The organism is Agrobacterium larrymoorei (assembly GCF_013322225.1).
Lineage (GTDB): Bacteria > Pseudomonadota > Alphaproteobacteria > Rhizobiales > Rhizobiaceae > Agrobacterium > Agrobacterium larrymoorei_A.
In genome coordinates this window covers 22,084-48,734 of sequence record NZ_JAAMFB010000018.1, presented here as the reverse complement: position 1 = coordinate 48,734, position 26,651 = coordinate 22,084, and the positions used below count along the sequence as shown (strand labels likewise).

The 26,651-nt window shown below is 57.6% G+C and carries 20 protein-coding genes; 4 read left to right on the top strand and 16 right to left on the bottom strand.

Annotation, left to right across the window (positions count from 1 at the left end):
- Position 1: 1 nt before the first annotated feature.
- The gene (locus tag G6L28_RS11615; RefSeq protein WP_174063940.1) at positions 2-1,243 is read left to right on the top strand and encodes an FAD-dependent oxidoreductase; all 1,242 of its coding nucleotides are present in this window, start codon (positions 2-4) and stop codon (positions 1,241-1,243) included.
- Positions 1,244-1,255: 12 nt separating this feature from the next.
- Here G6L28_RS11615 and G6L28_RS11610 read toward each other — a convergent pair whose 3' ends face one another.
- From G6L28_RS11610 to G6L28_RS11580, 7 genes are all read right to left on the bottom strand, one after another.
- Complete coding sequence (locus G6L28_RS11610) at positions 1,256-2,434, bottom strand: glycosyltransferase family protein (protein ID WP_174063939.1); 1,179 nt, start codon at positions 2,432-2,434, stop codon at positions 1,256-1,258.
- Positions 2,416-3,663 carry a glycosyltransferase gene (locus tag G6L28_RS11605; protein ID WP_174063938.1) on the bottom strand — a complete coding sequence of 416 codons (1,248 nt, stop codon included), beginning with the start codon at positions 3,661-3,663 and terminating at the stop codon, positions 2,416-2,418. The genes G6L28_RS11610 and G6L28_RS11605 overlap by 19 nt, the downstream gene beginning before the upstream one ends.
- 36 nt (positions 3,664-3,699) lie before the next feature.
- The gene (locus G6L28_RS11600) at positions 3,700-4,905 is read right to left on the bottom strand and encodes a glycosyltransferase (protein WP_174063937.1); all 1,206 of its coding nucleotides are present in this window, start codon (positions 4,903-4,905) and stop codon (positions 3,700-3,702) included.
- Between the two features lie 87 nt (positions 4,906-4,992).
- Positions 4,993-6,168, bottom strand: a complete 1,176-nt coding sequence (locus G6L28_RS11595) for an ABC transporter permease (RefSeq protein ID WP_174063936.1) — start codon at positions 6,166-6,168, stop codon at positions 4,993-4,995.
- Entirely contained in the window at positions 6,165-7,163 is a 999-nt protein-coding gene (locus G6L28_RS11590; RefSeq protein WP_174063935.1) for an ABC transporter permease, read from the bottom strand. Before G6L28_RS11590 ends, G6L28_RS11595 begins: the two co-directional genes overlap by 4 nt.
- 1 nt (position 7,164) lies before the next feature.
- On the bottom strand, positions 7,165-9,066 hold the full coding sequence (locus G6L28_RS11585; RefSeq protein ID WP_174063934.1) for an ABC transporter substrate-binding protein: 1,902 nt from the start codon (positions 9,064-9,066) through the stop codon (positions 7,165-7,167).
- Positions 9,063-10,955 carry an ABC transporter ATP-binding protein gene (locus G6L28_RS11580; RefSeq protein WP_174063933.1) on the bottom strand — a complete coding sequence of 631 codons (1,893 nt, stop codon included), beginning with the start codon at positions 10,953-10,955 and terminating at the stop codon, positions 9,063-9,065. Before G6L28_RS11580 ends, G6L28_RS11585 begins: the two co-directional genes overlap by 4 nt.
- A 186-nt stretch (positions 10,956-11,141) precedes the next feature.
- Between G6L28_RS11580 and G6L28_RS11575 the strand changes: the two genes are divergently transcribed.
- Positions 11,142-12,104, top strand: a complete 963-nt coding sequence (locus G6L28_RS11575) for a glycosyltransferase family 32 protein (protein WP_174063932.1) — start codon at positions 11,142-11,144, stop codon at positions 12,102-12,104.
- On the opposite strand, the gene G6L28_RS11570 is transcribed toward G6L28_RS11575, so the two are convergent.
- Positions 12,096-12,839 carry a polysaccharide deacetylase family protein gene (locus G6L28_RS11570; RefSeq protein WP_174063931.1) on the bottom strand — a complete coding sequence of 248 codons (744 nt, stop codon included), beginning with the start codon at positions 12,837-12,839 and terminating at the stop codon, positions 12,096-12,098. The genes G6L28_RS11575 and G6L28_RS11570 overlap by 9 nt on opposite strands.
- On the bottom strand, positions 12,836-13,933 hold the full coding sequence (locus G6L28_RS11565) for a glycosyltransferase family 4 protein (protein WP_174063930.1): 1,098 nt from the start codon (positions 13,931-13,933) through the stop codon (positions 12,836-12,838). Before G6L28_RS11565 ends, G6L28_RS11570 begins: the two co-directional genes overlap by 4 nt.
- 106 nt (positions 13,934-14,039) lie before the next feature.
- On the opposite strand from G6L28_RS11565, the gene G6L28_RS11560 reads away from it, so the two are divergent.
- Together G6L28_RS11560 and G6L28_RS11555 are read left to right on the top strand one after the other, a co-directional pair.
- On the top strand, positions 14,040-15,401 hold the full coding sequence (locus G6L28_RS11560) for a nucleotide sugar dehydrogenase (RefSeq protein WP_174063929.1): 1,362 nt from the start codon (positions 14,040-14,042) through the stop codon (positions 15,399-15,401).
- 13 nt (positions 15,402-15,414) lie between these two features.
- On the top strand, positions 15,415-15,897 hold the full coding sequence (locus G6L28_RS11555) for a class I SAM-dependent methyltransferase (protein WP_174063928.1): 483 nt from the start codon (positions 15,415-15,417) through the stop codon (positions 15,895-15,897).
- Positions 15,898-15,900: 3 nt separating this feature from the next.
- On the opposite strand, the gene G6L28_RS11550 is transcribed toward G6L28_RS11555, so the two are convergent.
- The 7 genes from G6L28_RS11550 to G6L28_RS11520 all read right to left on the bottom strand — a co-directional run bounded on the left by G6L28_RS11550 (position 15,901) and on the right by G6L28_RS11520 (position 26,648).
- Positions 15,901-17,559: an adenylate/guanylate cyclase domain-containing protein gene (locus G6L28_RS11550; RefSeq protein WP_174063927.1), complete on the bottom strand. Its 1,659-nt coding sequence runs from the start codon at positions 17,557-17,559 to the stop codon at positions 15,901-15,903.
- Between the two features lie 212 nt (positions 17,560-17,771).
- Entirely contained in the window at positions 17,772-18,632 is an 861-nt protein-coding gene (locus G6L28_RS11545; RefSeq protein WP_174063926.1) for an MBL fold metallo-hydrolase, read from the bottom strand.
- Between the two features lie 202 nt (positions 18,633-18,834).
- A complete protein-coding gene (locus G6L28_RS11540; protein WP_174063925.1) occupies positions 18,835-19,287 on the bottom strand; it encodes a cyclic nucleotide-binding domain-containing protein in 453 nt (150 codons plus the stop codon).
- A gap of 46 nt (positions 19,288-19,333) precedes the next feature.
- Positions 19,334-22,051, bottom strand: coding sequence for an ABC transporter ATP-binding protein (locus G6L28_RS11535; protein ID WP_174063924.1), 2,718 nt, complete (start codon positions 22,049-22,051; stop codon positions 19,334-19,336).
- Positions 22,052-22,259: 208 nt separating this feature from the next.
- Complete coding sequence (locus G6L28_RS11530; RefSeq protein ID WP_174063923.1) at positions 22,260-24,749, bottom strand: glycoside hydrolase family 2 protein; 2,490 nt, start codon at positions 24,747-24,749, stop codon at positions 22,260-22,262.
- Positions 24,746-25,732, bottom strand: a complete 987-nt coding sequence (locus G6L28_RS11525) for a DUF1839 family protein (protein WP_174063922.1) — start codon at positions 25,730-25,732, stop codon at positions 24,746-24,748. Before G6L28_RS11525 ends, G6L28_RS11530 begins: the two co-directional genes overlap by 4 nt.
- Positions 25,733-25,739: 7 nt before the next feature.
- The gene (locus tag G6L28_RS11520) at positions 25,740-26,648 is read right to left on the bottom strand and encodes an amino acid--[acyl-carrier-protein] ligase (RefSeq protein WP_174063921.1); all 909 of its coding nucleotides are present in this window, start codon (positions 26,646-26,648) and stop codon (positions 25,740-25,742) included.
- Between the last annotated feature and the right edge of the window lie 3 nt (positions 26,649-26,651).

The following is a 26,651-nucleotide window of genomic DNA, read 5'->3' as shown; positions in this document are numbered from 1 at the left end:
CATGCAGCAAACGGACGGCAGCGAGGACCAACAACGTATCAAAACGACGGTAGCAATCGCGGGCGGTGGTCCAGCGGGAATGATGCTGGGCCTGCTTCTTGCTCGCGCCGGTGTCGATGTGACCGTGATTGAGAAACACGGAGATTTCCTGCGTGATTTCCGTGGCGATACGATCCATCCGTCGACGTTGGAACTCATTGAGCAGCTGGGTTTCATCAAGGAGTTTCTGGGTCTGCCCCATACCAGGGCTGAGAAGCTGCATGCAGAGATCGGCACCGAGAAGATAACGATTGCCGATTTTTCCTGGCTGCCAGTGAAAAACAAATTCATTGCTTTCATGCCCCAATGGGATTTCCTCAACTTCATCGCAGGCAAGGCAGGTCAATACGAGAATTTCCGGCTGCTAATGAGCGCGCCTGTCATCGATCTGATTGAGAGCGGTGGCAGGGTTCGCGGGCTTGCGATTTCGACGCGAGAGGGAAAGCTGTTGGTGGAGGCCGATCTCGTGGTCGGTGGGGATGGCCGCGATTCGGTGGTCCGGCAAAAGGCGGGACTGGAGGTCGAGCGCTTCGGCGTGCCGACGGAAGTGCTGTGGATGCGACTTTCCAAACAGCCGGGCGATCCAACGGAAACGATGGGTCATGCCGGGCCAAGGCAGGGCTTCGTTCTGATCGACCGTGGGGACTACTGGCAGTGCGGCTATGTCGTGCGCAAAGGCTTCTTCGCCGACATCAGGCAGAAGGGGATCGAGGCGTTTCGCGAGCGAGTGGCTGAAGTTTGCCCGTTGCCCAAAGACAGGCTTGAGGAAATCCGCAGTTTTGACGACGCGCATCTGCTGACAGTGCGGATCGAACGGCTGAAGCGGTGGTGGAGGCCGGGGCTGATCTGTATTGGAGATGCGGCCCACGCCATGTCTCCGATTGGCGGGGTGGGCGTCAATCTCGCCATTCAGGATGCGGTCGCCGCCGCCAATGTGCTGGTGCCTGCGCTCAGGGATCGAGGCTCCGTTTCGGATGCGGATCTCGCGGCTATCGAACGCCGCCGGACGTTTCCGACAAAGGCGACGCAGCGTCTGCAATTGATGATGAAGAGCCGCAACAGGACAGACGACGCCGATGCGAAGAAGGCGAAAGGGCCGCCCGCCTTTGTGCGCGCCATCCTCCGTGTTCCGCTGCTGGCGCATCTCGCCGGTCGCCTGATCGGGCTGGGTTTCCGGCGGGAAAAAATCACCTATCGATTATAGTTCGAGCCCATCTCACGCATCCTGCCGATGTTCCACGTAGAGACGTTTCAGCACACGCGCCGTTCCCGCCGCACCGTCAAGATCAAGGCCGGTTTCGCCGGGTTCGGGCAGCGCCAGCGTTGCTTCGATTGCTTGCACCATCGACTGCGGGGAAATCGCGTTTTCCTCCAGCACCTGCGCAAGGCCAAGTTTTTGAAGACGGGAGGCGCGTGCGCCCTGTTCTGTCTCACCGCTTGCCGCAAATGGGATCAGCAACGAGCGGCATCTGGCCTGCAGAACATCGCAAACGGTGTTGTAGCCTGCCTGAGAGATTGAGAGGTGGGCACCGGAAAGCAGGCTGGCAAAATCCTTGCGGAAGCGGAAGATTGAAATGTTGTCGCCTGCCTGTGCTGAAATCGCATCGAAATCCGCCTGTGGCATGTTGGGGCCGGTGATGAAGCACCAGCTTTTGAGTTCGGGTATCTGTGGCGCAGCTTCCAGAGCTGATTTCAGCAATGTCCCGCCGACCGCCCCGCCGCCTGCGGATACCACTACGTCGAAACGTTCCTGCGGTGCCGCCGGTTTGGCCGGCGCAACAAGGCCGGTATAGACGATGCGCTGGCTGATGTGCTGCGCCAGCGGAAATGTCTCTTCAAGTCGCACGAAATTCGGATCGCCATGAACCAGCACATTGTCGAAATGTTTCTTCACCAGGTCGATGGTTTCTTCATCGCGACCGGGCTTTGCGCGCTCCTGCAAAATGTCGCGCAGCGATGTCATCACCAGCGGGCGCTTGACGCTTTTCTCGATTGCCGCAAGCAAAGGTAACAGCTCGAAACGTACCTGCCTTCGACCGAATGGAAATGCCTCGATGATGACGATGTCCGGCATCGTGCCGTGATAGGCGCCGAGCAACATGCTGGTTCGATTATCCTTGAAGACGTCATCGACCGGCTGGCCGTTTGCATCCATGAGGCCGGAGAAATTGCCGTCGGCAACTGCAATCGGTGGCAGTTCGATGTGGTGGATACCTTCGCCCGGAAAACCCGGAACCGGCGTTCCACCCGTCACCATCGTCACATCGAAGCCGTTAGCGACAAGCGCGTGGGCGACACGGCTGGCGCGCGCAATGTGGCCGATGCCGAGCAAGTGCTGGACATAGAAGAAAATACGCGGGTTGGAGCGGGCCACTGTCACGGCGTTTTCTCCCATTCCTGTTCGAACAGATTTTTCAGGTCGGTGATGCTGGTGCGGTGATCGAAGGACTTACGCACACGGTTTTCCGCAGCATCGCCAAGTCTTGTCCGAAGCGTTGGATCGGTAATTGCGCTCTGCAACGCTTTCGAGAAAGCTAACGGATTTTCTGGTTCGTTCAGTAGTCCGTTTTCGCCGTCCACGAAGAATTCTGGGATTCCGGAGATATTTGTGGAGATGCAGGCAAGTGCCTGGCTTGATGCTTCTACCAGTACGTTCGGCAAGCCATCGCGGTCGCCGTCGGCGGTGATGCGACAAGCAAGCGCAAAGAGGTCCGCCTGCCGATAGTGTTCAAGCACCTGCTTCTGGTCCATTGCGCCGGTCCAGACAATCCGGTCGGAAAGACCGAGTTTTTCAGCAAGGGGCTTGAGCACTGATAGTTCGTCACCGCCACCGATATGGGTCAAGCGCCAGTGCAGCGAAGGCGGCAGGGCGGCGAGAGCATTGAGCAGAATGTCTATACCCTTTTTCTTCACCGCACGGCCAACGCTTAAGATACGCACCGGATCGGCGGGGTCGGAACCGTCGCGTGCAGGGCGCACGCCTTCGAAATGCGGAAAACGGGTAAGGTCCAGTCCATGGTAGCTGAGATGTACCTTGGTTTTATCGGCGGAAAGATTCAGCAGGTGCTGAAAGCCGCTCGCGGTACAGGTCACGGCCCAGCGGGCGCTGTCGAGTTTATGCGAAAGGTCGGCATCGCTGGATGTCCAGATATCCTTGGCATGGGCCGAAATCGTCCACGGAATGCCTGTGATCAGATGCGTGTAGGCGGCGACCGAGGCGGGTGTGTGAATGAAGTGCACATGCATCCATCCGGCATCGGCGGGCCATTCATTGGAAAGGACGGCGGCCTGCCCAAACCGGCGAAAACGGTTGCGGGTAAAATCGTGCCGCAGATCACGGAAGAACTGGCGCACAGCTTTGCCGAAGCCGGGCTTCGTTCGACACGCCCAGAGTGCCTTTAGAACCCGGAGCGGTTCTTCATGCAGATATTCCGGCAGGTAGGTCACGGGCGCGCGGATTTCGTCATGCACCGGATGCCGCTTTTTGTCGGTCGGGCGGCGCATGGACATGAGTTCCAGCTCCAGTCCGGCTCTCTCCAGCCCAAGCAGTTCCTGTGCGATGAATGTTTCGGAAAGACGTGGATAGCCCTTGAGGAGCACCACGATTTTCTTGGCTGCGGTCACGGCTGCGTGCCTTCTTTCAAAATGGGAGACGGCGCGTCACGCGGTCGCCGACATGATCTGGGACGTGTCGTCCGGCTGAAGCCACTCGGCTATACGACGGGAGATGTTCTCCAGTCCATCCAGCTTGAGATTTCTGCCGTTTGCCGATGGCGGCGGACGCTTCAGCACTGCTTTCAGCGCTTGCGCCATACGCAGCGGATTTTCTGCGTCTTCCGGTGAAAGCATGTCGAACAGGCCGAGTTCAGATGCCCGGCTGGCCCGGATCAACTGCTCCTCACGCGGAACGATGCGCGGTACCACCAGCGCTGGCTTGTCGAAGGAGAGAATTTCGCAGACCGTGTTGTAGCCACCCATGGAGACGACGGCCTGCGCGCCTGCGACGAGGTCTTCCATACGGTTGTCGAATTCGATGATTTCCATATGCGGAATATCGGCGACGCTGTGGGCAAATTTCTGGCGCTGCTCTGCTGGCATGTAGGGTCCAAGAACCACAAGTGCCTTCTGCGTCAGGCTGCGGTCAGCCTTATAGGCGCGGATGACGTCATCGATTAGCTCGCTGCCATCGCCGCCGCCGCCCGTCGTCACCAGAATGTAGTCGCCGTCATGCCGATGGCTCGGTTCGGCCTGCGTCTTGGAACGCTGCAAAAAGCCCACGAAATCCATCTTGTCGCGCACCGGTTGCGGGACATCGAGGCCCGTCAGCGGATCGTGGAAATCCGGGGGGCCGTAAACCCAGACGTGATCGTAGTAACGCTCGATCTTGTTGAGCACATCATTGCGCTTCCATTCGGCCTCCAGCAACTGCGGCGCATCCATGACGTCGCGCAGGCCGATCACGAGTTTCGTGCCCCTGGATTTGAGATAGGTCAGCGTTTCCTCGACCTCGCCACGCAGGCCCATCGGCTCCTTGTCGACGATGAAGATGTCCGGCTGAAAACTTTCCGCCGTATGATAGATGATTGAGCGGCGCATCTTCAGGGTTTCCTGAAGGTCAATGTGCTGATCGAGCGAGGTATATTCCCCGTTCCTCAACTTGATGACGCTTGGGATTTTTACAAAATCCACCCGCGTCCGATAGTCGAAAGCACCGGCGATGGTTGCACCGGAAATGATCAGGACATTCAGGCCGCGATAGTCTTCCACCAGCGCATGGGCGATGGTCCGGCAACGGCGCAGGTGTCCCAGCCCGAAAGAATCATGGCTGTACATGAGAATGCGGGCATCGTTCAAACGAGGGGTCACAGGGAAAACCTTCTTTTACCGCGCAGGGCCTTGGCACATAGGGGCCGTGTGTCGAATTTTCGGCTATGGCTCATAAGGTCGTCCAGTTCATTTAAAAGGATCTGCCGCATCACGTAGTCCATCGCCAAGGAAATTAAAGGCAAGCACCACAAGAACCACGGGGATAACAGGAAGCAAAAGCCACGGATAAAGCGCAATCACGCTCACACTTCGCGCTTCCGTGAGCAAAATGCCCCAACTTGTGATCGGTGGACGAAGGCCCAACCCTAGGAAACTGAGCGCGGTCTCGCCCAAAATCATGCCCGGAATGGTCAATGTCGCCGACGCGATGAGGTGGGACATGAAGCCGGGAATGAGATGCCTGCCGATGATACGGCTCGTTTTCGCGCCCATCAATTGCGCGGCGAGAACATAGTCTTCTTCACGCAGCGCCAGAAGTTTTGAGCGAACGGCACGCGCAAGTCCGGTCCAGTCCAGAAGTCCGAGGATAATGGTTATGCCGAGATAAACGAGGATAGGGCTCCATGTTACCGGCATGATGGCCGCAAGCGCAAGCCAGAGCGGAATGCTGGGGATGGATTGGAGAACCTCGATGATGCGTTGAACGATGAGATCGCAAACGCCACCGCGATACCCGGCAAGCCCACCGATCACGATACCGAGAACGAAGCTCATGGCGACGCCCAGAAGGCCGATGGTCAGCGAAATGCGCGCGCCGTAGATGATGCGCGATAGCACGTCCCGACCCAGACGGTCCGTGCCGAGCAGGAACATATTACCGTCTTTGGCAGGGCAGACGAGATGTACGTTGCTGTCGAACAGGCCCCAGAAACGATAGTCGTCTCCCCGGCAGAAGAACCGCAGCTTTTGTACGTCCGTCGGCACGTCCACATAAACCCGGCGAAGGTTTTCCATGTCGAGGCTTTGGGTGCGGCCATATACGAAGGGACCGACGAATTGCCCATCGTGGAACAGGTGGATGCGCTGCGGCGGGGCATAGATGTTTTCGACGTCGCGGGTGTGCAGATTATACGGGGCAAGAAACTCGCAGACCACGATCGAAAAATACATGAAAAGCAAGAAGATGCCGGAATAGAGCGCAAGCTTGTGCTGCTTGAACTGCCACCACATCAACTTCAATTGCGAGGCACGACCAACCATCGCCAGACCGCCGGTTGCCGGTTCCACCAGATAGGGGTCGAATGGCGCGGTTGAGACGTAGTGCGGCAAATCTTCGCCGGGCTTTGGAATGGAAGAAGTCATTTGACGTTACCGCCTCCAAAGCGAATGCGAGGGTCGAGAATGGCAAGCGCGATATCTGACACCAGCACGCCGATGACGGTGAGGAAGGCGAGGAACATCAGGAACGAGCCCGCCAGATACATGTCCTGACTTTGCAAAGCACGGATCAGCATCGGGCCGGTCGTCTCCAGAGACAGGACGACGGCGGTGATTTCGGCACCGGAGATGATCGCGGGCAGAATTGAGCCGATATCCGAAATGAAGAAGTTGAGCGACATGCGCAGCGGATATTTCATCAGCACCTTGAAGGGATGAAGTCCTTTCGCGCGCGCCGTCACCACATATTGCTTCTGCAACTCATCCAGCAGATTGGCCCGAAGGCGGCGGATCATGCCCGCCGTTCCCGCCGTGCCGATGATGAGAACCGGGATCCAAAGATGCTCGAGAATGGACTTGAATTTGTCCCAGCTCATCGGCTGGTTCAGATATTCGCGATCCATCAGATGGCCGATGGATGTGCCGAACCAGACATTGGCGAAATACATCAGGATCAGCGCCAGCATGAAGTTTGGAATGGCGATGCCGAGAAGCCCGAAGAAGGTGAGGCCGTAATCGCCCCAGCTGTATTTGTGCGTGGCGGAATAGATGCCGATCGGGAATGCTAGAACCCAGGTGACGATGATCGTGCAGAACGACACCAGAATGGTCAGCCACAGGCGATCACCTACAACCTCGTTGACCGGAAGCTGGTATTCGAACGAGTACCCGAAGTCGCCGACCAGCATACCGGTCGCCCAGCGGAAATAGCGGATCGGCGCTGGCTGATCGAAGCCGTAGCGAACGCGCAACTCTTCGATTTCGGCCATGTTGGCGGTTTCGCCCAGCGCTCGCATTTCAGCGACATAGCTTTCGAAGTAGTCCCCCGGCGGCAGTTCGATGATGGTGAAAACCAGCATCGAAATGAGGATCAGGGTCGGGATCATGACGAGGATGCGACCGATGATATATCTCAGCATGTCACGCGTCCCCGTCATACCAGAATGCATCCGGCATATAGACACCGAGATAGGAAGTCGGCTCGAAACCGTAGAGCGCCTTTTCCGGCACGTTGCGCATTTTCTTCACATGCACGATGGGCTGAAGCGCGCTATTGACGGTGCCGATGGAAAAGACCTGGTCGGTGTAAAGCGAAAGCATTTCCAGCCAGATCGCCCGGCGCTCCTCGTCCGTCACGCTGCGTCGCCACTGCTTGAAGAGTTCGAGAAGACGGATGGCTTCCGGCAGGTCGGGCTCCTTGCCCTCTCGTCCCCCGGAAAGATAATGCACGCCCCATACCGGCCACTGAAGCTGGTCGTCGCCCGTTGGCGCAAGCCCCGAGGGCAGCATGTCTGCGGTTGGAATGGCGTTGTCCATACCGAACCACACAGACATCATCACCTCGCCGCCCATGGCGCGCTTGCGGAAAACATCGCGCTGCGTCGGCCTGCTGGAGAGCGAAATGCCGATGTGGCGCCAATGATCGGTGATCAGCTCCAGCACATCGGTTTCCAGCGTGCTTTCGCCGGAGGTCTCCACGATGATATGCGCCTGTCGGCCATCCGGCAGCAGCCTTATGCCTTTGTCGTTGCGGTTCGTCAGCCCGATTTCATCAAGCAACCGATTTGCCAGATCAGGGTCGAACTGCGCCCACGCGGTAGCAAATTCCGGCTTGAACAGAGGGCTGTCCGGCAAAATGCTGTCGGCACTTTCCTTGGCCAGCCCATAGAAGCAGACCATATTGATCTCATGCCGGTTTATGGCAACCGAAAGCGCCCGGCGCATTCGCACATCGCGAAACAGATTGCGCCATACCTCATCGCCGCTATTGAGATTGGGCAGCAGGCAGACGCGCGAGCCTTGGCTGCGCTTCCACAGACTGACCTTCACCGGGTAGCGGTCTTCCGCGTCCTTTAGGAAGGTATAGTCGTTGAAATCGAGCCCCATGAACTGCAAGTCGCTGTCGCCCGATGCCGTCTTGGCGGCGATGATCTCCGATGAGGTGACGTTGAGGAGGAATCGGTCGATATAGGGCAGCTGCAGGCCGTTTTCGTCGACACGGTGATAATAGGCATTGCGCTCGAATATGAACTGTTCGGCAGGCGGGGCGTTGACGACGCGCCAGGCATCCAGCGTCGGTAGGTCGGGATTTTCAGGGCGTAGCTGCCGCGACATTTTGATGTGCAGGCTGCTCCAGTCATCGACCTTGTTCTTCTTCGCCAGTTTGGCAAGGTTTTCCGGTGTCTGATACTTGCTGTGGAACTGCTTCATGTAAGCGGCTGGCAGGAACAGGCGCGCAGGCGTTGCACCAGCCAGCTTGGCCAGAAAGTCCGGGTTCGGACCTTCCCATGTATATTTCACGGTGAGTTTGTCGATGACCTCGACCACTGGCGGCTTGCCATACACCAGAAGCTCGATCGGTGGCCCGCCCTTGTGGATTTCCCGGTTGAGCGCCACGTCCTCCCAGAAATAGCGGAAGTCTTCCGTGGTGAAATCGCTGCCATCCGACCATTTGTGGCCGTCGCGCAGTTTCAGCGTGAAAATACGCTCCGCATCGATGGTATAGGATTCCAGAATATCCGGCTGAAACTCGAACTTCTCGTTATAGCCCACCAGCCGGGCGTAGCTATTGATCGGCATAAGGCGGATGTCGCGCTGTCCGCCAATCAGGATACGCGCTGTGCCGCCGTGTTTGCCCGGTTCGCGGCCGAGTTGGCTCAGGTTCACGACACGCGGGTTCTTCGGCAGGCGCTGATCGAGCGGAGGAAGTTCGCCCTTCTCGATCTTTTCCTTGAAGAATTCCGAATCCTTGTAGGCGGCGAACGCCTTCAAGGGAAGGAAGACCGAGGCCAGAAGCGCAAGGGTGGTGCGGCGCGTGATCAAGACCGTAACTCCCGCACATCGGCATTGGCATTGGCAAGCACCAGATGCCCGCCGCCCAGATCGGCAGTAACGAGTTTCCCGTCACGCTCATCGCGGAACTGTTTGCCCCAGTCGAACTTGCCGGTCGCACTGATCTTGCCGATGGTGTTGAAATCCAGAGGCCGGTCGAGATCAGGGAAGGGAACGGCAGCCAGAAGAGATTTCGTATAGGGATGCACGGGATTGCGCATCAGCGTTTCACGCGGCGCAAGCTCGACGATCTTACCCTCGCACATCACCGCCACGCGATCCGCCATGTAATCGACCACGGCGAGATTGTGGGAGATGAAGAGGTAAGTCAGTCCCAGATCCTTCTGCAAATCCTTCAACAGATTAAGGATTTGCGCCTGCACGGAGACATCCAGCGCGGATACGGGCTCATCGCAGATCAGCAGCTCCGGGCCGAGCATCAACGCGCGGGCAATGCCGATACGCTGGCGCTGGCCGCCGGAGAAACTGTGCGGATAACGGTTGAGAGCGCTGTCGCCGAGGCCGATGGCGCGCAGCAGGTTGCGCACCCGCGTCGAGCGATATTTGGAATCGCCGCGCCCATGGATTTGCAGTGGCTCGCTCAGGATGTTGCCGACCGTCATGCGCGGAGACAGTGAGGAGATAGGGTCCTGAAACACCATCTGGATTTTCGTCCGCAACTCGCGCAGATTGTCGTCGTTGGCGTTGAGGACGTCTATATCGCCGCTTTTGCTGTGGAAGGTGATGGAGCCCTCATCGGGGCGCACGGCGCGCATCAGGATTTTACTGACGGTCGTTTTGCCGCTGCCGCTTTCACCCACAAGGCCAAGGCACTCACCACGCATGATCTCGAAGCTGACGCCGTCCACCGCCTTCGTCGCGCTGGATTTGCCGGAGGTGAACCAGCTGGATTTGCGCGTGGTGAAGGTCTTGCTGATGTTGTCGACTTTCAGCAATACGCCGGGCGCCTTGTCGACGGTCTCGGTTTTCTTGCCGATCAGGCTTTCCTTGTCGACCGTCACTTCGCGAAGCGCCTTCAGGCGCTCCCCCGGCTTCATGTCGAAATGCGGTACGGCGGCCATCAGGCCCTTGAGGTATGGGTGTGCGGGCGCGCGGAAGATGTCGTCCACCTTGCCCGCTTCCATGATCTCGCCCTGATAGATGACGGCGACTTCATCGGCGATATTGGCGACGACGCCGAGATCGTGGGTGATCAGCAGCATGCTCATGTTGAGCCGGCTTTGCAGGTCTCGCAAGAGCTTGAGGATCTGCGCCTGTATCGTCACGTCGAGCGCGGTTGTCGGCTCATCGGCGATCAACAGCGCCGGGCGACAGATCAACGCCATGGCGATCATGGCGCGCTGGCGCATACCTCCGGAAAGCTCGAACGGATACATATTGCAGATCTTTTTCGGATTGGAAAATCCGACGAGATCAAGCGTTTCTTCTATTTTTTCCTGCCGCTCCTTTGGCGTCAGGACGCTATGGATGCGCAGTGCCTCATCGATCTGGTTGCCGATGGTGTGGAGCGGCGAGAATGACGTCATCGGCTCCTGAAAGATCAGGCCGATGCGATTGCCACGGATCGCCCGCATGGGCTTGCCATCCGGTTCCAGTTGCAGAAGATCGACGGGAATATCTGAGGGGCGCGCCGGGTCGGTGAACAGCACGCGACCATTGACGCTTGCCGTGCGCGGCTGGATGCCCATAACGGTCTGTCCAATCACGGATTTTCCGGAGCCGGATTCACCGACGAGAGCCGTTACTTTTCCAGGCAATATACGAAGACTGGCATTTCTTACGGCATCTATTTTTCCGCCCATCAGCGAAAAGGAGACTTGCAGGTTTTCTATGCGAAGCAGATCAGTGCCTGCGCTCATGCCGAGGTTCCCTTGCCGTCTCGTTTATTACACTGCGCGGCTGTTAATATTCACGTTATCGCACGGTTCCGGTTCTGTCCATGCTCTTGAAACCACGAAAACTTCAGGCTTCCATGATGTTCCGGGGCTTGCGCAGAAACATCTATTTCGAAGATATGTCTGTCTTATTAAAGCAACGGAGCCAAGATGCCTGACAAAGCTTATTTCGACACGAAACTTGTTGAAATCCGGCAGATGGCGGCAGCCGGAGATTTTGCCGGTGCGCGTGCTCTTCTCGCTCTTCTGTCGCGCGAAGAAGACCAACGTCTGATGGGTGAGGAAACCGCGCTTGGTCTGCCGCGCAGGCTTCACTCGGCGCATCTTCGTCTTGCCAAAGCGGAAGGCAATGCGCTGAGCCGGATCGGATATCAATATCTGCTCGTCCCGCCGCCGGAAACATTCGAGCCATATGGGCGCTTCTCAGTTCAAGAGAAGCGGGCGATTGCTCGGAAGAACCGTGAGGCGGTGCCGAAGGTCATCCATCAGATATGGATCGGAGAAAAGCCGGTTCCGGTTTCGACTGAAGCGTGGGCGCGTCACGCTGAGGCCCAAGGCTACACTTATCGTCTGTGGCGCGAGGCCGATCTGGAGCAGGAGGGTATCGCCTCGAATCCCATTTTTGCCCGAATGCTTGCGGGCGGCGATTATCCCGGTGCGGTCGATGTGGCGCGCTACGTCATTCTGTCCCGCTTCGGGGGTATTTATCTCGACTGCGATTTTTATCCGGCACGCGACGATCTGAGTTTCAGTGATGTGCTGCCGATGATCGGGCTGACGGCCTTTGCGGAAGACGTACCACGCAAGACCGGGAGAGGTAGTCTGCTGCTTGCCAATTCCTTCATCGCTTCACCACCGGGCCATCCGGTTTTTTCCCGTATGCTTGAAGCCTTTCCCCACATTCTCGAAGCCTTGCCAAAGGCTCCCGCGTGGTGGGCGACGGGTCCGTTGATCTTTACGGTGGTGGCGCGCGCCGGGTCCATTAGTCTCGCAAATGCCGATTTCGTTGCCGCTTTTCTGCAAGATGGAGCGCCGTTCAGCGATGTCGAGTTGGCGCGCCAGCACGCATCGCTTTCTGGTGATGGTTTGCTGATTGCCTGGAAATCATGGTGAAAGGTTTTTGACGATATCGGACGATGCGCGCCAGCGGCATCCAGGATGGTTCGCAGTCAGTGTAAAGAGCCTTTGCAGGAACAACCAAACGCTTTCATCGTGGTCAAGGTGATGCGTCAGAATGCCGGTCGTACCGCCGGTCTCATGCGCTTCCTCGATCCTGGCGGCGGTCTCGGCAAACAGGACATCATGGTTTCGTCCACCACGCGTTCCGCGCCAGTCGATCACATCCACATGCGTGTTGATGAGGGAAACCGGGGCAGATTTTTCTGGCCCGAAAACCGAGAGCGCCTCATAGCCAAAATCCGGCAGTGCCTCAACAATAGCATCATCGATACGATTCCAAGGCGGCACCAGCATCGGCACGAAGCGGCTGCCGTACAGCTTCGCAAGCTTGTTATAACCGGCCTTCAGTTCATCGAGAACAACGTCTTTCGGCCTGTGCAGGCCGAGTTCACGCTTTTTCTCACCCGCTCCTGCATGGTTGCGATGCGCCCATCCGTGTACGGCAATATCGATTTTTGCGTTTCCATCCAGATGCCCCGCCAGCGCCTCGCCGGTCGGTTGAGGTATGACGGCGAGCGTCATCGGAACGGAGAATTGCTCCGAAAGATCAAGCAGCCGATCCAGTGCGGCAGTCGGTTCTATCGCATCGTCGTCGCGCAGCCAGAAATCGGCAATACGGCCTTTGGTAGCGAAGTCATCGAGCGTTTCCAGCAGAAGCTTTTCGGTCATGGCTGGCGCTCCTGCGCGCTTTTGAGAATGTTGTCTAGCCGGACCGCCGCTTTGTCCAGCGAGCGTTCGACGGTGGCAAAATGGTGGGCTTTTTCGGCCATGGCCTGTCGCCTCGCATCGTTCTGCAGCAGTTCCTGAATAGCTGTTGCGTAGGCCTGCGGGTCGCCGGGAGGTGTCAGGACGCCCGTTTCACCATCCATCACGACCTCCGGCACGCCAGCGATTCTTTCCGCGATGATGGGTAATCCCGCTGCCTGCGCTTCGAGGTAGGCGAGACCGTAAGCCTCGCCATGACCTGGCCAGAGATAAAGCGAGACTTGAGAGAGAATGGCGGCGATTTCTTCAGCCGTTTTCTCGCCATGCCAGATCAGGCGTTTTGGCTTTATCGAGCTGAACAGGCCCTTTACTGTCTCGCTTTCGGGCCCATCGCCGACGATATCCAGCGTCCATTCGAGATGATCGGGTAACAATGCCAGCGCTTCCGCCAGTGCGCGGTAGCTGCTAAGCTTGTCGCCAGCGCGCATCATGGCCACGGTCGCCAGCCGGTTTCTAACGGGATTTGGTGCTTTTGCCTTGAACAGAGAGGCATCGATGAAAGGCGGCAGCATCTCTGTACGAATTGTTGCGTCAGCCTTCGACAGCCCTTCGCGGTCGCGCTCGGTGAAGCAGATATTGCTGGAAGCAAATCGCAGATCGTCCAAAAGACTCGCCTGAACATTTGCCCAGCCAGTGGCGTTTCGTTTGGGGGAATAGGAGGTCTCCGCCGTCACGTAGGGCAGGCCGAAGCGCTTGCAAAGCTCCGGTCCAAGCAAATCCAGCGCCTTGTAATAGGGGTGATAGCAAAACCAGATATCCGGCTTTCCATCCGCTTTCCACAAAGCTGAAATGCGGTCGATTTCCGTAGCGGCCCTGCTCTGCAAATCGTCCGCTTCAGCGCTATCCGGCTCGCGCACAAACGACCGCAACTCCGACACCACCTCCACCTCATGCCCTGAAATCCGCATCGCCTTCATCAACAGCCGCGCCATCAGGCGGTCGCCGGATGGTACGGGGTGGTAAGAAGATTTCAGCGGGCAATAGATGGCGATTTTCATGATGTGAGTTTTGCGTTGGCGCTGAACGCTTCGTCAACCGGAATTTGAACCGGCCCAACCTTGACAGTGCGGGTGTTCTCGCCCAACTGATGAACATCTCTTATTCATGCGCGGGGCGCAAAACGCTTTGACTTCCTCTCAAAACGCACCAAAACTTCTCGAACTCATCCAGTCCAGAAAAGCCAGAGCGGGCGTCATCGGCCTCGGCTATGTCGGCCTTCCGCTTGCCATGACGATTGCCAATGCCGGCTTCCGTGTGACGGGTTTCGATATCGATCCGGCCAAGATCACGGCGATCGAGGCGCGCAAAAGCTACATCGAAGCGGTGCCTGACGACATCCTGAAAACGGCCTGCGATAACGCAACCTTCGAAGCGACCTGCGATTTCTCGAAACTTGGCGATTGCGATGTGATCGCCATCTGCGTTCCAACCCCGCTGACGAAATATCGCGATCCCGACCTTTCCTATGTCGAAAACACCTGCCGCGAAATCGCCAAAACACTTCGCCCGGGACAGCTTGTGGTCCTGGAATCCACCACATACCCCGGCACGACCGATGGCGTGGTCAAGACCATCCTCGAAAAGACCGGGCTGAAATCCGCGGAGGACTTTTTCCTCGGTTTCTCGCCGGAGCGGGAAGACCCCGGCAACCGCGATTTCCAGACTTCGACCATTCCAAAGGTTGTTGCCGGTGATGGGTCCGATGCGTCCGAACTGATGACATCGTTCTACGGAGCGGTCGTCAAAACGGTCATCCCTGTTTCGACCAATGCGACGGCGGAAGCGGTGAAGATAACCGAAAACGTCTTCCGCGCCGTCAATATCGCGCTCGTCAATGAATTGAAGGTCGTCTACGAGGCGATGGGTATCGACATATGGGAAGTCATCGATGCGGCGAAAACCAAGCCCTTCGGTTTCATGCCGTTCTATCCGGGACCGGGATTAGGCGGACATTGCATTCCCATCGATCCTTTCTATCTGACCTGGAAATCCAAGGAATATGAACTGCCGACCCGCTTCATCGAGCTTGCGGGGCAGATCAACACAGCCATGCCGCGCCACGTCATCGGGCGTCTGGCGGAAGCACTGGATCTTCATCAGGGCAAGGCGCTCAGTCGTTCCAAGGTGCTGATCGTGGGTCTCGCCTATAAGAAGAACGTACCGGATATTCGCGAAAGCCCGTCGCTCAAGCTGATCGAACTTATTCTCGAGCGTGGCGGCAACCCCTCCTTCTTCGACCCTTACGTGGCTGAAATTCCGAAAACCCGCGACTATAGCGATCTGATGGGCATGAAGTCGGTCGAGTGGGGCAGGGACAGCATCGCTGCCTATGATGCCGTTCTGGTCGCGACCGATCACGACAATATTGACTATCAGGCGCTTGCCGATTGGGCACCACTGATCATCGATACGCGCAATGCTTTTGCACGGCGTGGTATTTCCGCTTCCCACATCATAAAGGCCTGATGGAGCCTCATTCATGAGCAGACTGGACAGCTTCATTCGCCGCCTCAGCGCGCAACGCGACATTCTCAACCATGTCCACGGTGATCTCGATCTTTCGGACGAAGGTCCAGTCATGGAAATCGGTCTCGGCAACGGACGGACCTTCAATCATTTGCGCGAACTCTTTCCAGACCGCCGTATCGTCGCTTTCGACAGGGCGATGGGCGCGCATGCATCCTCCGTGCCGGAGGAAGGCAATCTGGTGCTGGGCGAAATCGACCAGACCGCCCGCGCCTATATCGGTATCGGTGCCGCCCTCGTTCATGCCGATATCGGCACCGGTTACGACGAGAAGGACGCTATTACGCTGACATGGCTGCCGCAGATTGTGGCCGGCATGCTCGCGCCGGGCGGCATTGCCGTCAGCGGTCTTCCTTTGCTGGAGCCAAGCCTCAACCCGATCCCGGTTCCGCAATCGGTGCCGCAGGACAGATACTTCCTTTACCGCAAGATCTGAGGCCTACAGGAAACGTCTGCTTTCCTCTTCGGAAATCAGGAAAACCTTCATCTCGGAGCTGCGTCCACGGATGGGAATGGTGCGGCTTTGCAGCGAGCCTGTATCCTGCCCGGACTGGATTATAGCCGGTTCCGAGATGACGATCGACGTCCCGAACTCCTTCGCAGCTGTTTCAAGCCTGCTTGCCACATTCACGGTATCACCAATCGCGGTCAGGTTTTTGGCCGCGCCATAGCCCATGATGCCGACGATGGAGGGCCCGGCGTGAATGCCGATGACAATGCGAAAGCGCACGGCGAACTGGTTTTCCAACTCTTCGTTCAGTTCTTCTATCGAGCGAAGGATATGCGCCGCAGCTTTCATGGCGTCGCGGCTGGCAGTCTCCTTGTTACCCTCAAGCCCGAACAACGCCATTGCGCCGTCTCCGATGAACTTGTCCAGCCGGCCGCCCGCCTGCTCCACTGCCTGACCGACGACAGTGAAGTAACGGTTCAGCAGAAAGACCATATCGTAAGGCAGGCGCGCCTCGGAAATAGCTGTGAAATTGCGAAGATCGCAGAAGAGCACGGCGATGTCTTCTTCGCGACCGGGTCGAATAGGTTCGTCTCTTGCTGGAATATCGGCCTGTTGCTTCGATGCCAGAAGCAGCGCGACATTCAGCCCGTGTTTCGGTCGAAGCTGGCACCCCAGTCTTACATCGGAATCTGCGTGGATACGTTGAAGCGTCGCACTTTCCATCGATGAGGGCGCGGGCAGGGGGCCATCGCTCCCAAGGATTCTGACGCGACAGGTCGAACAGCGCCCTTTTCCTCCACACGCGGAAAAATGCGAAACTCCGCCGAGGCGGCTTGCTTCGAGCACGCTGAGACCCAGGGGTGCTCGAACCAGTGCGCCGTGATCATAGCGGACTTCGATGGCGCTCGAGCGTCGCCGCCAGCTTCGCACTCCACGCATGGCGAAAACCAGTAGCACCGATCCACCGAAAAGGCCTTTCATGATGTCGGTATAAGTCCCGACGCGGGTATCCACAGAAGCCTGATTGGTGGGGCGGATGTGCGGTGGCGGGGGATTGTACTCCATCGCCCGGCCTGCATCGCTGAAACCCAAAAGGGCGAGAATAGGCAGCAGGACGGCAACCGTCAGGAGGTAGGGGGACACCCTCTTGTACCAGTCACGATAGCGGAGCCAGAAAAACACGCCGAGACAGCCGTGAAACCATACCACCAGCAGCGCCGTGCTTTGCCAGATTCCGCGTTGTGGATTTCGAATCCAGTAATTGTAGATGACGATCTCGTAACTGGTGTCGATCCCGAACAGCACGCGGGAGAGACGGATGCTGCCAGCGTGGTCAATGATGAGATAGGGGATCATCAGTCCGGCGATGATCTGAAGCGCTTCCCGAAGCGGCATACGAAGGGTTTGCCGCAGATATATCGAGCGCAGCACCAGAATGAGGTGCGTTAGGACGGAGCCGTAAAGTATGATGCTGCTGATGGGGTTGAGCCACACCAGCGTAAACCACATGCGCCCATATTCGGCGGTGTCGACGGAAATCAATGCCAATGCATGGTTGGAAAGATGCGTTGCGACGAAGGATAGCATGACAAGGCCGGAGAGCAGACGCACGCGCCTCAACGTAGTCTCCGACACGAATTGCGCCATACATTATCTCCGGCTTAAACAGGATCAGCAGTCTCTTTGATGCACTGCCCTGGTAATAAGGGAGCTCACCGAGTCGTCTTGGATATGATTTTCAGTATTGCTGCGCACATAGCGCAGCAGATGCCAGAATGCCAAAGACAATAAGGCTTTCATTTGTCGATAACCGATCAAATCTCCGGTACCGCGCAAAGCGAAGCGACCAGCCGGAGAGATCACAAATCTATCGTTTGACCATCATAGGCAGCAAAAGCCCCGTCGAATTCCTTGCGGGCATCGGCATCGATCTGGTCGAGTTCCTCATCGGTCCGGAACGGAGCGTGATGAATGAAGCCGATATTCTTCGCGTTGGCCGTTTTCGCCAGCCTTATGCCCTGCTGCCATGACGAGTGACCATAGCCCTTGTAAAGCTCCATCTCCGCATCGGAGAAGCTTGCGTCATAGAGGAAAAGATCGACGTCTTCGATCAGCTTCAGCACCGCCTTGTCCAGCTTGCCGGGCTCATGTTCCGTATCGGTGATAATCGCCAGACTGCGACCCTGCCAGTCGATCCGGTAGCCGATGGCTTTGCCGGGGTGGTTCAGCAGACCCGTCCTTATCGAAAGCTCGGGATGAACGGAAAGCGTGTCTTCTGCTTCGAAATCCTGAGTGCCGATATGGGCGCAGCAAATATCGAGAGGTGCCGGAAACCACGGCGGGCTCATGAATTCGCGCAGCATCTGGCGGGTCGTTTTCTGTCCCGCAAGGTGGCCGGACCAGATACGGATATCGTTTTCCTGTTTGAAGAAGGGCTTGAAATAGGGAAAACCAATGATGTGGTCGTAGTGGCAGTGCGAAAAGAACAGGTCGACGTTCGTCACGCCTTCGGCTCTGAGCGCCATACCTGCGGGTTGCAGGCCGGAACCGGCATCGAAAAGCAGAACGTGATCGCCGCATCGAACCTCGATGCAGATCGTGTTGCCACCGTATTTCTGGAATTTCTCTCCTGATACGGGCAGCGTTCCCCTTGCTCCCCAGATCTTTACGCGGAATTCCTGCTTATTGTCCCGACGCTCGGTGTCGGACTTCAACGCCATAATACACCCCAACCTGTAACGGTAACCCCTTCAAGCTTTCCTCCGATAGGCTCCGTTCTTGTTTTCTGCTGCCGTTGCTCCAATTTGCGCGGCGATGTTCTACCGCGCCCTACTAAGCCATGCAGCATTTCAGTTTTATTACAGTCGCGCCACTTTTATTTTTCTTTTGCTCAACCGTCGTTCGAGAAGAGTATTGCGCATATTATAACGAAAGCGATCTGGCTTTGCTGAGTTCGGTGGTCGTCTGGGTCAGTCGCTCGGCCAGAACCCGCATGACCTTGATCGTAACATCCGGGAAGTCGGACATCAACTTGAAGAACTGCTCCTTGCCGATCCGCAGCGCCTCCACCTCAGTGGATGCTATGACGGTCGCCGTTCTCACGCTATCGCAGAGGATGGCGATTTCACCGACGATGGCGTTGCCGCTCATTTCCGTGAGCTTTATCTGACCCGCTGGCGAGTCGATCAGGACGTCCACCTTGCCCGTCAACAGCACATAGGCGGCATCGCCGAGATCGCCCTGCCGGAACAACTCGTCGCCGGAGCGGTAGGAAACGCGATCCGATGCGAAGGCGAGAAGTTTGAGTTTCGACGGTTCCATCTCGCTAAAGAATGGAACACGCTTCAGCATCTGAATTTCATCTTTGAGAAGCATCGCCTTGTCCTGTTGGTGTTTCCCTAGTCTGAATGCGACGCATAGCTTAAGCCGCAATCATTTCCTTGAATGTACCGTTTTCTTCCACAAGAGTCTCGTATGTTCCGTCTGCGACAACACACGCCTGCGCGACGACGATAACGCGGTCAAACATTTTCGCCAGCGCCGGGTTGGACAGCACCCACATGATCGTCGGGTTTGCTCCGTCTTGCCGCAGAAAGGCGAAGACATTGTCGACGATTTCCTGTTGCAGTCTGTGATCGAGCCCGGGGAGCGGGCGATTGAGGATATAATAGTCAGAGCGGCGGATAAGTGCGCGCGCCAGATTGAGCTTCTGCCGCTGCAACGGGCCGAGGCGTTTTCCGCCTGCGCCCAGATTGAATTCCAGCCCGACCGCCAGCACGCGTTCATAGAGGCCCTGCTTGTGCATCGCATCCGCCACGATGCGCGTGATGCGTCGCGAGGCATCCGTGTAGCGGTGGCTGATCTTGCCGAAAAGAATGTTGTCGAGCAGGCTCGTGGACGTGGCGTACTTGTCCGGATCGTAAGGCTCGATCAGGTTACGAAGCTCATCCGGCATTTTTTCATAGAACATGTGACGCACTTCCACGATCCGGTTCATCACGTCATCCGACAGGAGACCGAGACGCTGGCGCGGTTCGATGTAGAAGAAGCTGAGCCGCAGCATGGCGCGCCGTTCAGCCTCCGTCGCATCACCATAGCCCTTGCCTTGAAGTCGCTGCAACATCTGCTGATAAGTCGGAATTTCATCCGCGGTCATGAAGGTCAGTTGCTGGAACAGCGGGTGGTCCGGAGGCAGGTCGCTGAAAATGTCCACGATGTTTTCCGCAATCGCGTAACCCATATCGAAAAGCGTGGTCGAAAGGCCTGTCTCCCGCATCAGCGAGCGGAAATAGTCGCTCTGGATAATCTCGCGGCTGGTGGTCGATGCATCGCGCATGGTGCCGAACAGGATGTTCTCACCCACCGTCGCTTCGGTGTTGTAGCTGTTGGGCTCGAACGGCACGATGAGGCCGCTCAGGTTTTCCCGTTCCATCTCGCTTCGCAACACCTGGCGCAACTCGACGATGCGGGCGGCGAGATGCAGGTCGTTCAGGGGATCGATGGTGGAGCGCAGTGCAAATTCGAGAATGTCCGGTGAAAGCTGCACCGTGTCCAGAACATCGAGCATGCCCTTGAGGAAGCGCTCCTGTTCGTCACTGCCGGCGGGGCTCGCTTCATAGTCGATCCAGTCGCTATGCACGTCGATATCCGGGTTTTCCGCCAGCTTGGCCTCGCGGATTTCCCAGTTGCGATGTTCCAGCTCCTTGCCTTCGTATTCCCTGGGCTTGAGAGGGGCGTGCTTGAGGCCGTAAAGCAGGTTGTCTTTCAGGCTTGCATGGAAAAAATAGGTTTCGGCGGATACGTAGGAGATACGTCGACCGGTGACGGATTCCGGCAGTTCGTGCAGGTCGATATCGCCGATGGAAATCTTTCCCGATGTCGGCCAGAGCGTGCGCCCCAGCGCATCGGCCAGCGCTTCCCCACCCGCGCTGCCGACGACGGCAATCGTTTCTCCGGGATTGATGGTCAGGTTGGCCTGATCCAGCAACCGCGTGCCGCTGTCATCGTCCAGCGAGAGACCCTGGATCACGATCGGGCCCGCGATTGCGGCAGCAGAGGCTGCGGAAACGGCCTGAATCTTCGGATCGATCATGCTCGGGCTATCGAACTGTTCGAAGACCTGTTCGTATTTGACCTGCACGTCCTGCCGCGCCTGATCCCAGTCTATCAGCTCCTTCAGCGGGCCGGGAAGCTCCTTGTAGGCATTGATGACGGCCACCAGCTGACCGACATCGAGGCTGCCGCGTAGCGTCAGATAACCACCAAGCGCATAGAAGAAGAACGGCGTCAGCTGGGCCAGGAAATTGTTGATGAACTTGACCAGAAACTTCCACTGATAGAGGTCGTAACGGATCTTGAACATTTCACCCAGACGGTGGGCCGCGTCCGCACGCTCGTAATTGGATGTATCATAGGCGTGAATGGTGCCGATGCCCTCGACCATTTCACCGATGCGACCTGCAAGCTGTCTTGCGGTCAATTGCCGTTGGCGACCGAGATCGATCAGGCGGCGGCGCATCTTCGGAATGATACCGACCTGGATGGCCGCCATGAAGGCGGCGATCAGACCCAGCCAGAAGTTCTGGATGAGGATGAAGAACAGCGCGGCAAGCGCCTGTCCGCCAAGAAGCGCGGGTTGAACGAAGGCGTCTCCGGTAAAGCCACCCATAGGCTCGACCTCGTCCTTGATCATGCTGGAGATTTCCGCGCCCTTCACCCGCTTGAAGTGAGAAGGTGGAAACAGCAGGATCCGGTCGATCAGTTCGAAGCGGATACGGCGAAGCAGGCGCTCCCCGAGGCGGCCCTTGTAGGTATTGATATAGTATTTGAAGAGGCCGTTGACGATGACGAGCGCAAGAAACGTCAGGCTAAGCCCCATCAGCGTCGACATGCGGTCCAGTTCGATGCCCGGAAAAAGGGTGATCGTTCCGAGATAGGGAATGTCCACCGTGAGGTGCATGAACAGCTGCGTTGCGCTCGCGCCTTCGAAGCCGTCGCCCTGAATGGGTCCGTTGACGATCTGCTTGGGAAGATCGAACGCCAGAAAATAGGGTATCATGGACAAGGCGACGATCAGCAGAATGTAAAGCTGCTGGCGCTTCGTATGCGTCCATATGTAACGCGTCAGACTTTTTTCCATGTAGGACTTCTATGCCTTGCCGGACTGACTGGAAGGTAATTGATGTTTTCGGTTGCGTCAAAACCGCTTGTGGGAGAAGCGGCCAGTATCGCGGGGAAATGGGGATGAATGCATGTTTTGCCAGCGGTGAAACGGCGCACGACTGCTTCTGTCGAACGATCCGGTTCGTCCCGGCACTGTCGGTTGCGCTGAGTTATAGCGCATTTCTTCAAAAACGGAACCGCTGCCCACCGCCAACAGAGCGAATTTCCCCATGGGGCTCGTGTGTCTGGCTGGGGTCGAGGGGCAAAAGTTCTATGCTGCGGGTCTCGCCGGGGTCCAAATGAAACCAGTCTTCGGCTGGGCGATAGCCTTCCGCGTCGATATGCACCGACTGCGCGAAGCGGTCGGTCGCGACATTGATGAACCACCGTCCATCTTTTCGCTCGACGGTCGTTGCAAGCGTTGTCGGGTGCATTGCCGAGCCCCTGCCCAGCGGGAAGTGAAACGCGTCGGCAACCAGCTCCCCTGTTTCCGCGTGGCGCAGCTTTGCCACTGTCACATCATGCGACGGAGGGCCGAAGCGATAGGCATACGTCGTATCGAAGAAAGCACCGAATAGATCGGTTGCGGCTATCGTCTCCTTGCTTCGCGCAGTAAGGTTCAGTTGTCGTCTCCCGGTCACGACCGGCTGCGCGCCGTCACGCAGGCAGGTGAGCTCCAGGATCAGTTGGAGGTCATTCGATGTTTCGTTGACGAGATGCACATGGAGCCCATTGGTGCCTTCGTCGGTCAATATGATCTGAACCGGACGGAACGCCCGTTTTAGCGCATACCAGGTGGATTTCGGTTCGCCCGTTGCATCGATCACGCCCCAGCCGGGACCGGGAACCAGATCCTGAAGCGTCCACACCAGCGCGCCCTGGCAGGAAGAGCCGTTCCGACGCCATTCTCCGAACGTCGCCTCCATTACCTCGGCAATGGCGGCACGGGAGAGGTCGAGGTATTTTTCGACGTTTTCCCGGCGCAGCTTCGCCGGATCGACATCGTAGAGAAGCGACAGATAATGGTCGCGCACATCTTCGAAATCCCATGACGCGCCCCTGTCTCTCGGCACGCGGGCCTTCCAGGCCGGATCATGGACAGGCCTTGCGGATAGATGCATGTCGAGGGTTCTTTGTTGCGGGATGTTGGCAAAGGCCAGACACTCACCTGCAAACCGGAGGTCCGCGCGACGTGCGTCCTCCAGTGGACGGCAATAGGCTCCGACACCATAGTAGTGGCCGACTTTCTCGTTCGGGAAGAACGGAAGAGCGCCGCCAAACGGAGAGTTGGGAACGTAAGCGATGTCAGGGCGAAGTTCGCGCACACGCGCCGGAAGGATTTCCTCCGTCAGCGGGCCTTTCCAGAACTGCTCGGATAGTCCCAGCATAGCGCCCTGCTGGTACATTTCGCTGCCGCCGCACGAAACGACGAGCGAAGGCGAGAGGGCGGTATTGCGCAGAAACTGGGTGATTTCTGTTTCGATATGGCTGAGAAACGCTTGATCCTTAGCCGGATAATCGAAATTGGCGAGCATCATATCCTGCCACACCATCAGACCCAACTCGTCGCACAAAGCGAAGAACTCCGGCGTCTCGTAGGCCATGGTGCCGCCGATGCGGATCATGTTCATTCCGGCTTCTGCGGCAAGGCGCAGCCACGGTTCGTAATCCTGTCGGCGGCCAGGCAAGCGAACGATATCGGCATTGGTCCAGACTGCACCGCGGCAGAACACCGGCGCGCCGTTGATCTTGAGCCCAAAGCCCTTGCCATCTAAACCATGGTCGATCTCGATGCGGCGAAAACCGGTTCTGCCGAGAGGAAAAATCTCGCCATCGATGCGTAGGGTAATCTCGTGAAGCGCTGGTTTGCCATGGGTGGCTGGCCACCATGGCTCGACATCAACGAGCCTAATCTCGCCTTCGAACACGACGCCGTTGCCTGATGTCGCCAGTGCGCTCCATTGATCCCCGCAACCGATTTCCACGGAGGCGGGGGCGTTGGCAACATTGATCGACACCCGCACAATGCCTGTGCCGTCTGAACTCAATTCCGAATGAAACGAGCGAAGATCGAAACGACGTTGGATGTCGCGCAGCAGGCGGATAGGCCGCCAGGGTCCGGCGGCGTGGATTTCGGGGCACCAGCCGGGCATGTAGCCGAGCGCTGTCGTTCTGATGAGGCGCAGGCCCTGCGTGCTCATCATCTGCGGTCGCCAGCGGGCACGGGGACCGGTTCTTTCCAGCCGTGGAGCGAGTGCGCGAAAGCAGATAGCAAGCTCGTCCGCGCCGGTCAGTTCGACGGACACATCTTGCGCCTCGAACATGCTGGAGCTGTTGGCGACCAATGCGCCATTCAGGAAAATTTCAGCAATGGTGGCAAGCCCGCGGAAATGAAGCGTGCCGCGTCCCGCTTCATCGGAAATCAGCGTCAGCCGATACCATGCGTCGAGACCGTTCAATGGTTTCGGTGCGAGACGGTCGAACTGGCCGACCGCTTCCAGCGCTTGGGCCACCGTTCCCGGCACCGGTGCGGTGATAGTGTCGGCATCGGGCGGAATATCGGCAGGTCGTGCGTAGGCGTCGGCAGGCGTCAGCGTCAGCGTCCAGCCCTCGCTCAAGAGCTCGCCCCCGTATGAAGGCTGAAGCGTGCTGGGGGTGGAAGCTTGCGCCGTCACGCCGCCTCACTGCTCTTGTCAAGGGAGGTGGCGAGTGTGGCCATCAACTCGTCCCATGCATCGGCGGCGGGAGCGAGCACGGTCGCCAAAGCATCGAACTTGCGGCGGGTGACTGCGCGGGCAAGCTGGAATTGCACGGATTTTGCCACTTCCGAAATACGAAGCGCCTGAGCCTGCGCATTGCCGAAACGCTGCTCGCCGCCCAGCCACTCCAGATGGCTGGCCAGAAGCTCGAAATTCGCCCCGAATTGCCTCAGCGTATTGAAAGCATATTTGTGGAAATAGCCGAAGGGCCGATCCGCCACCTTTTCCACCTGCGCCGGAAACACTTTTGCAAAGGCGCGGATAGGGTTCTCTCTTGGGCGCTTGGCAAAATGCTGGGCCAGAAGACGCTCTGCGACAGCCTGCCGATGCTTCTTGGACATACGCTCATCGGCAAATTTGGCGAATTCCGTATAGGGCAGGAATGGCGCATCCGCTTCGCTGAGGTGATGCTGGAAGATGCCGGCATAATCGTCGCCTTCCAGCGCGAAGTAACCCGCATTGTGGAAATATTCCAGCCTGCGATTTTCGCGATCCATTCGGTTGATCGCGACCGTCGTCTTGCCATGCTCCTTGCGGTAGCCGACCCCTTGAGTATCGGGCATGTAGAAGCTGTCCATTTCGATGAGGCAGATGCGGCCGCGTTCCAGCTGGGTTTCGACGTGGTTTTCGATGCTGTCGAAAATGGCAAGTTCGGTGACGCGGATGCCGTAGAGTGCTTCGAGGTCTTCCAGCGGCACCTTGAAGAAGGTGAACTGGTCGCCCTCGAAATCCTGTGTCAGCGTAAAGCCGAGCATGGCTTCCGGCGGCAATCCGCTGGATGCCAGAAGCTCGATCCAGAGATCGACATAGCAGTTGGTTTCCGGCCACATCCGGTCAGACGCATGGAGCGGGTGAGGGGCGTAGTTTTCAGCGCTCAAGCTCGGAAATATTGCCGTCATGCAGACCTCAGCCCCAGAGCGTTTCGCGAACCGATTGCGGCCACTGATCCACATCCAGACCATGCTTGGCGAACAGCGCCAGCGCGATGCGCTCGAGACCGAAGCCGACGCAGGCCGTGTGGGCAACTTCGCCATCGGCAAGGTTCAGACCCCATTTTGTGCCGAAAGAATCCTGATGGTAGTTGAAGCTCATGCAGGCGGTCAGGTTGGTCGTGGACGTGACCGGGATCAGCAGCTCGAATTTGAGGTTCTGATCGCGCTGATTGTTGACCAGCATTCGGCCAGCGCGCCCGAAGAACGGGTCATTGGCGATGTCGATCTTCACATCGAGACCGAGCTTCTCCATCATCTCGACGCCGCGATCCATCCAGATCTGGCGGAATTCGGTGACGTCGCTTTCGGTGCCCATGCGCACATATTCGCGCATGCGGAAAAGCTGCTGGCGCGCCGGGTCCTTGGAAGGCTCGTGGCGGAAGCAATAGGACTGGATGTCGTAAAGACCGCCATTTTCCGGCAGGTTTCCGCGTTTTGCGATGGTCGGATAAAGCGGATAGCAGGCGGCTGGCGTCAGAACGATATCGGTGATCTTCTGGTCTTTCGTCCAGTCGGTACCTTCATCCATGCTTTTGATCAGGCTGACATGATCGAGCTCGCAGCCGCAAAAGGAATGAACGGTGCCAGCGAGCTGCGGGAAGCTTTTCATGTAACCGCTTTTTTCGAAATAGGCGCGGTTGATGCCAGGCGGGAAGCGGATGGCTTCCGCCTTGTCGCCACCGCCGACCTTGTCGATCAGCCGTTCGAACGCGGTAATGACGTCTTCGAACTGACCGCTACGGCCATAAAGTCCATCCACGCCGGTATCGATCAGCAGGCCCTTGTCGAACAGGCGATCGAGAAACGATGTTTGCATGTCCATGGT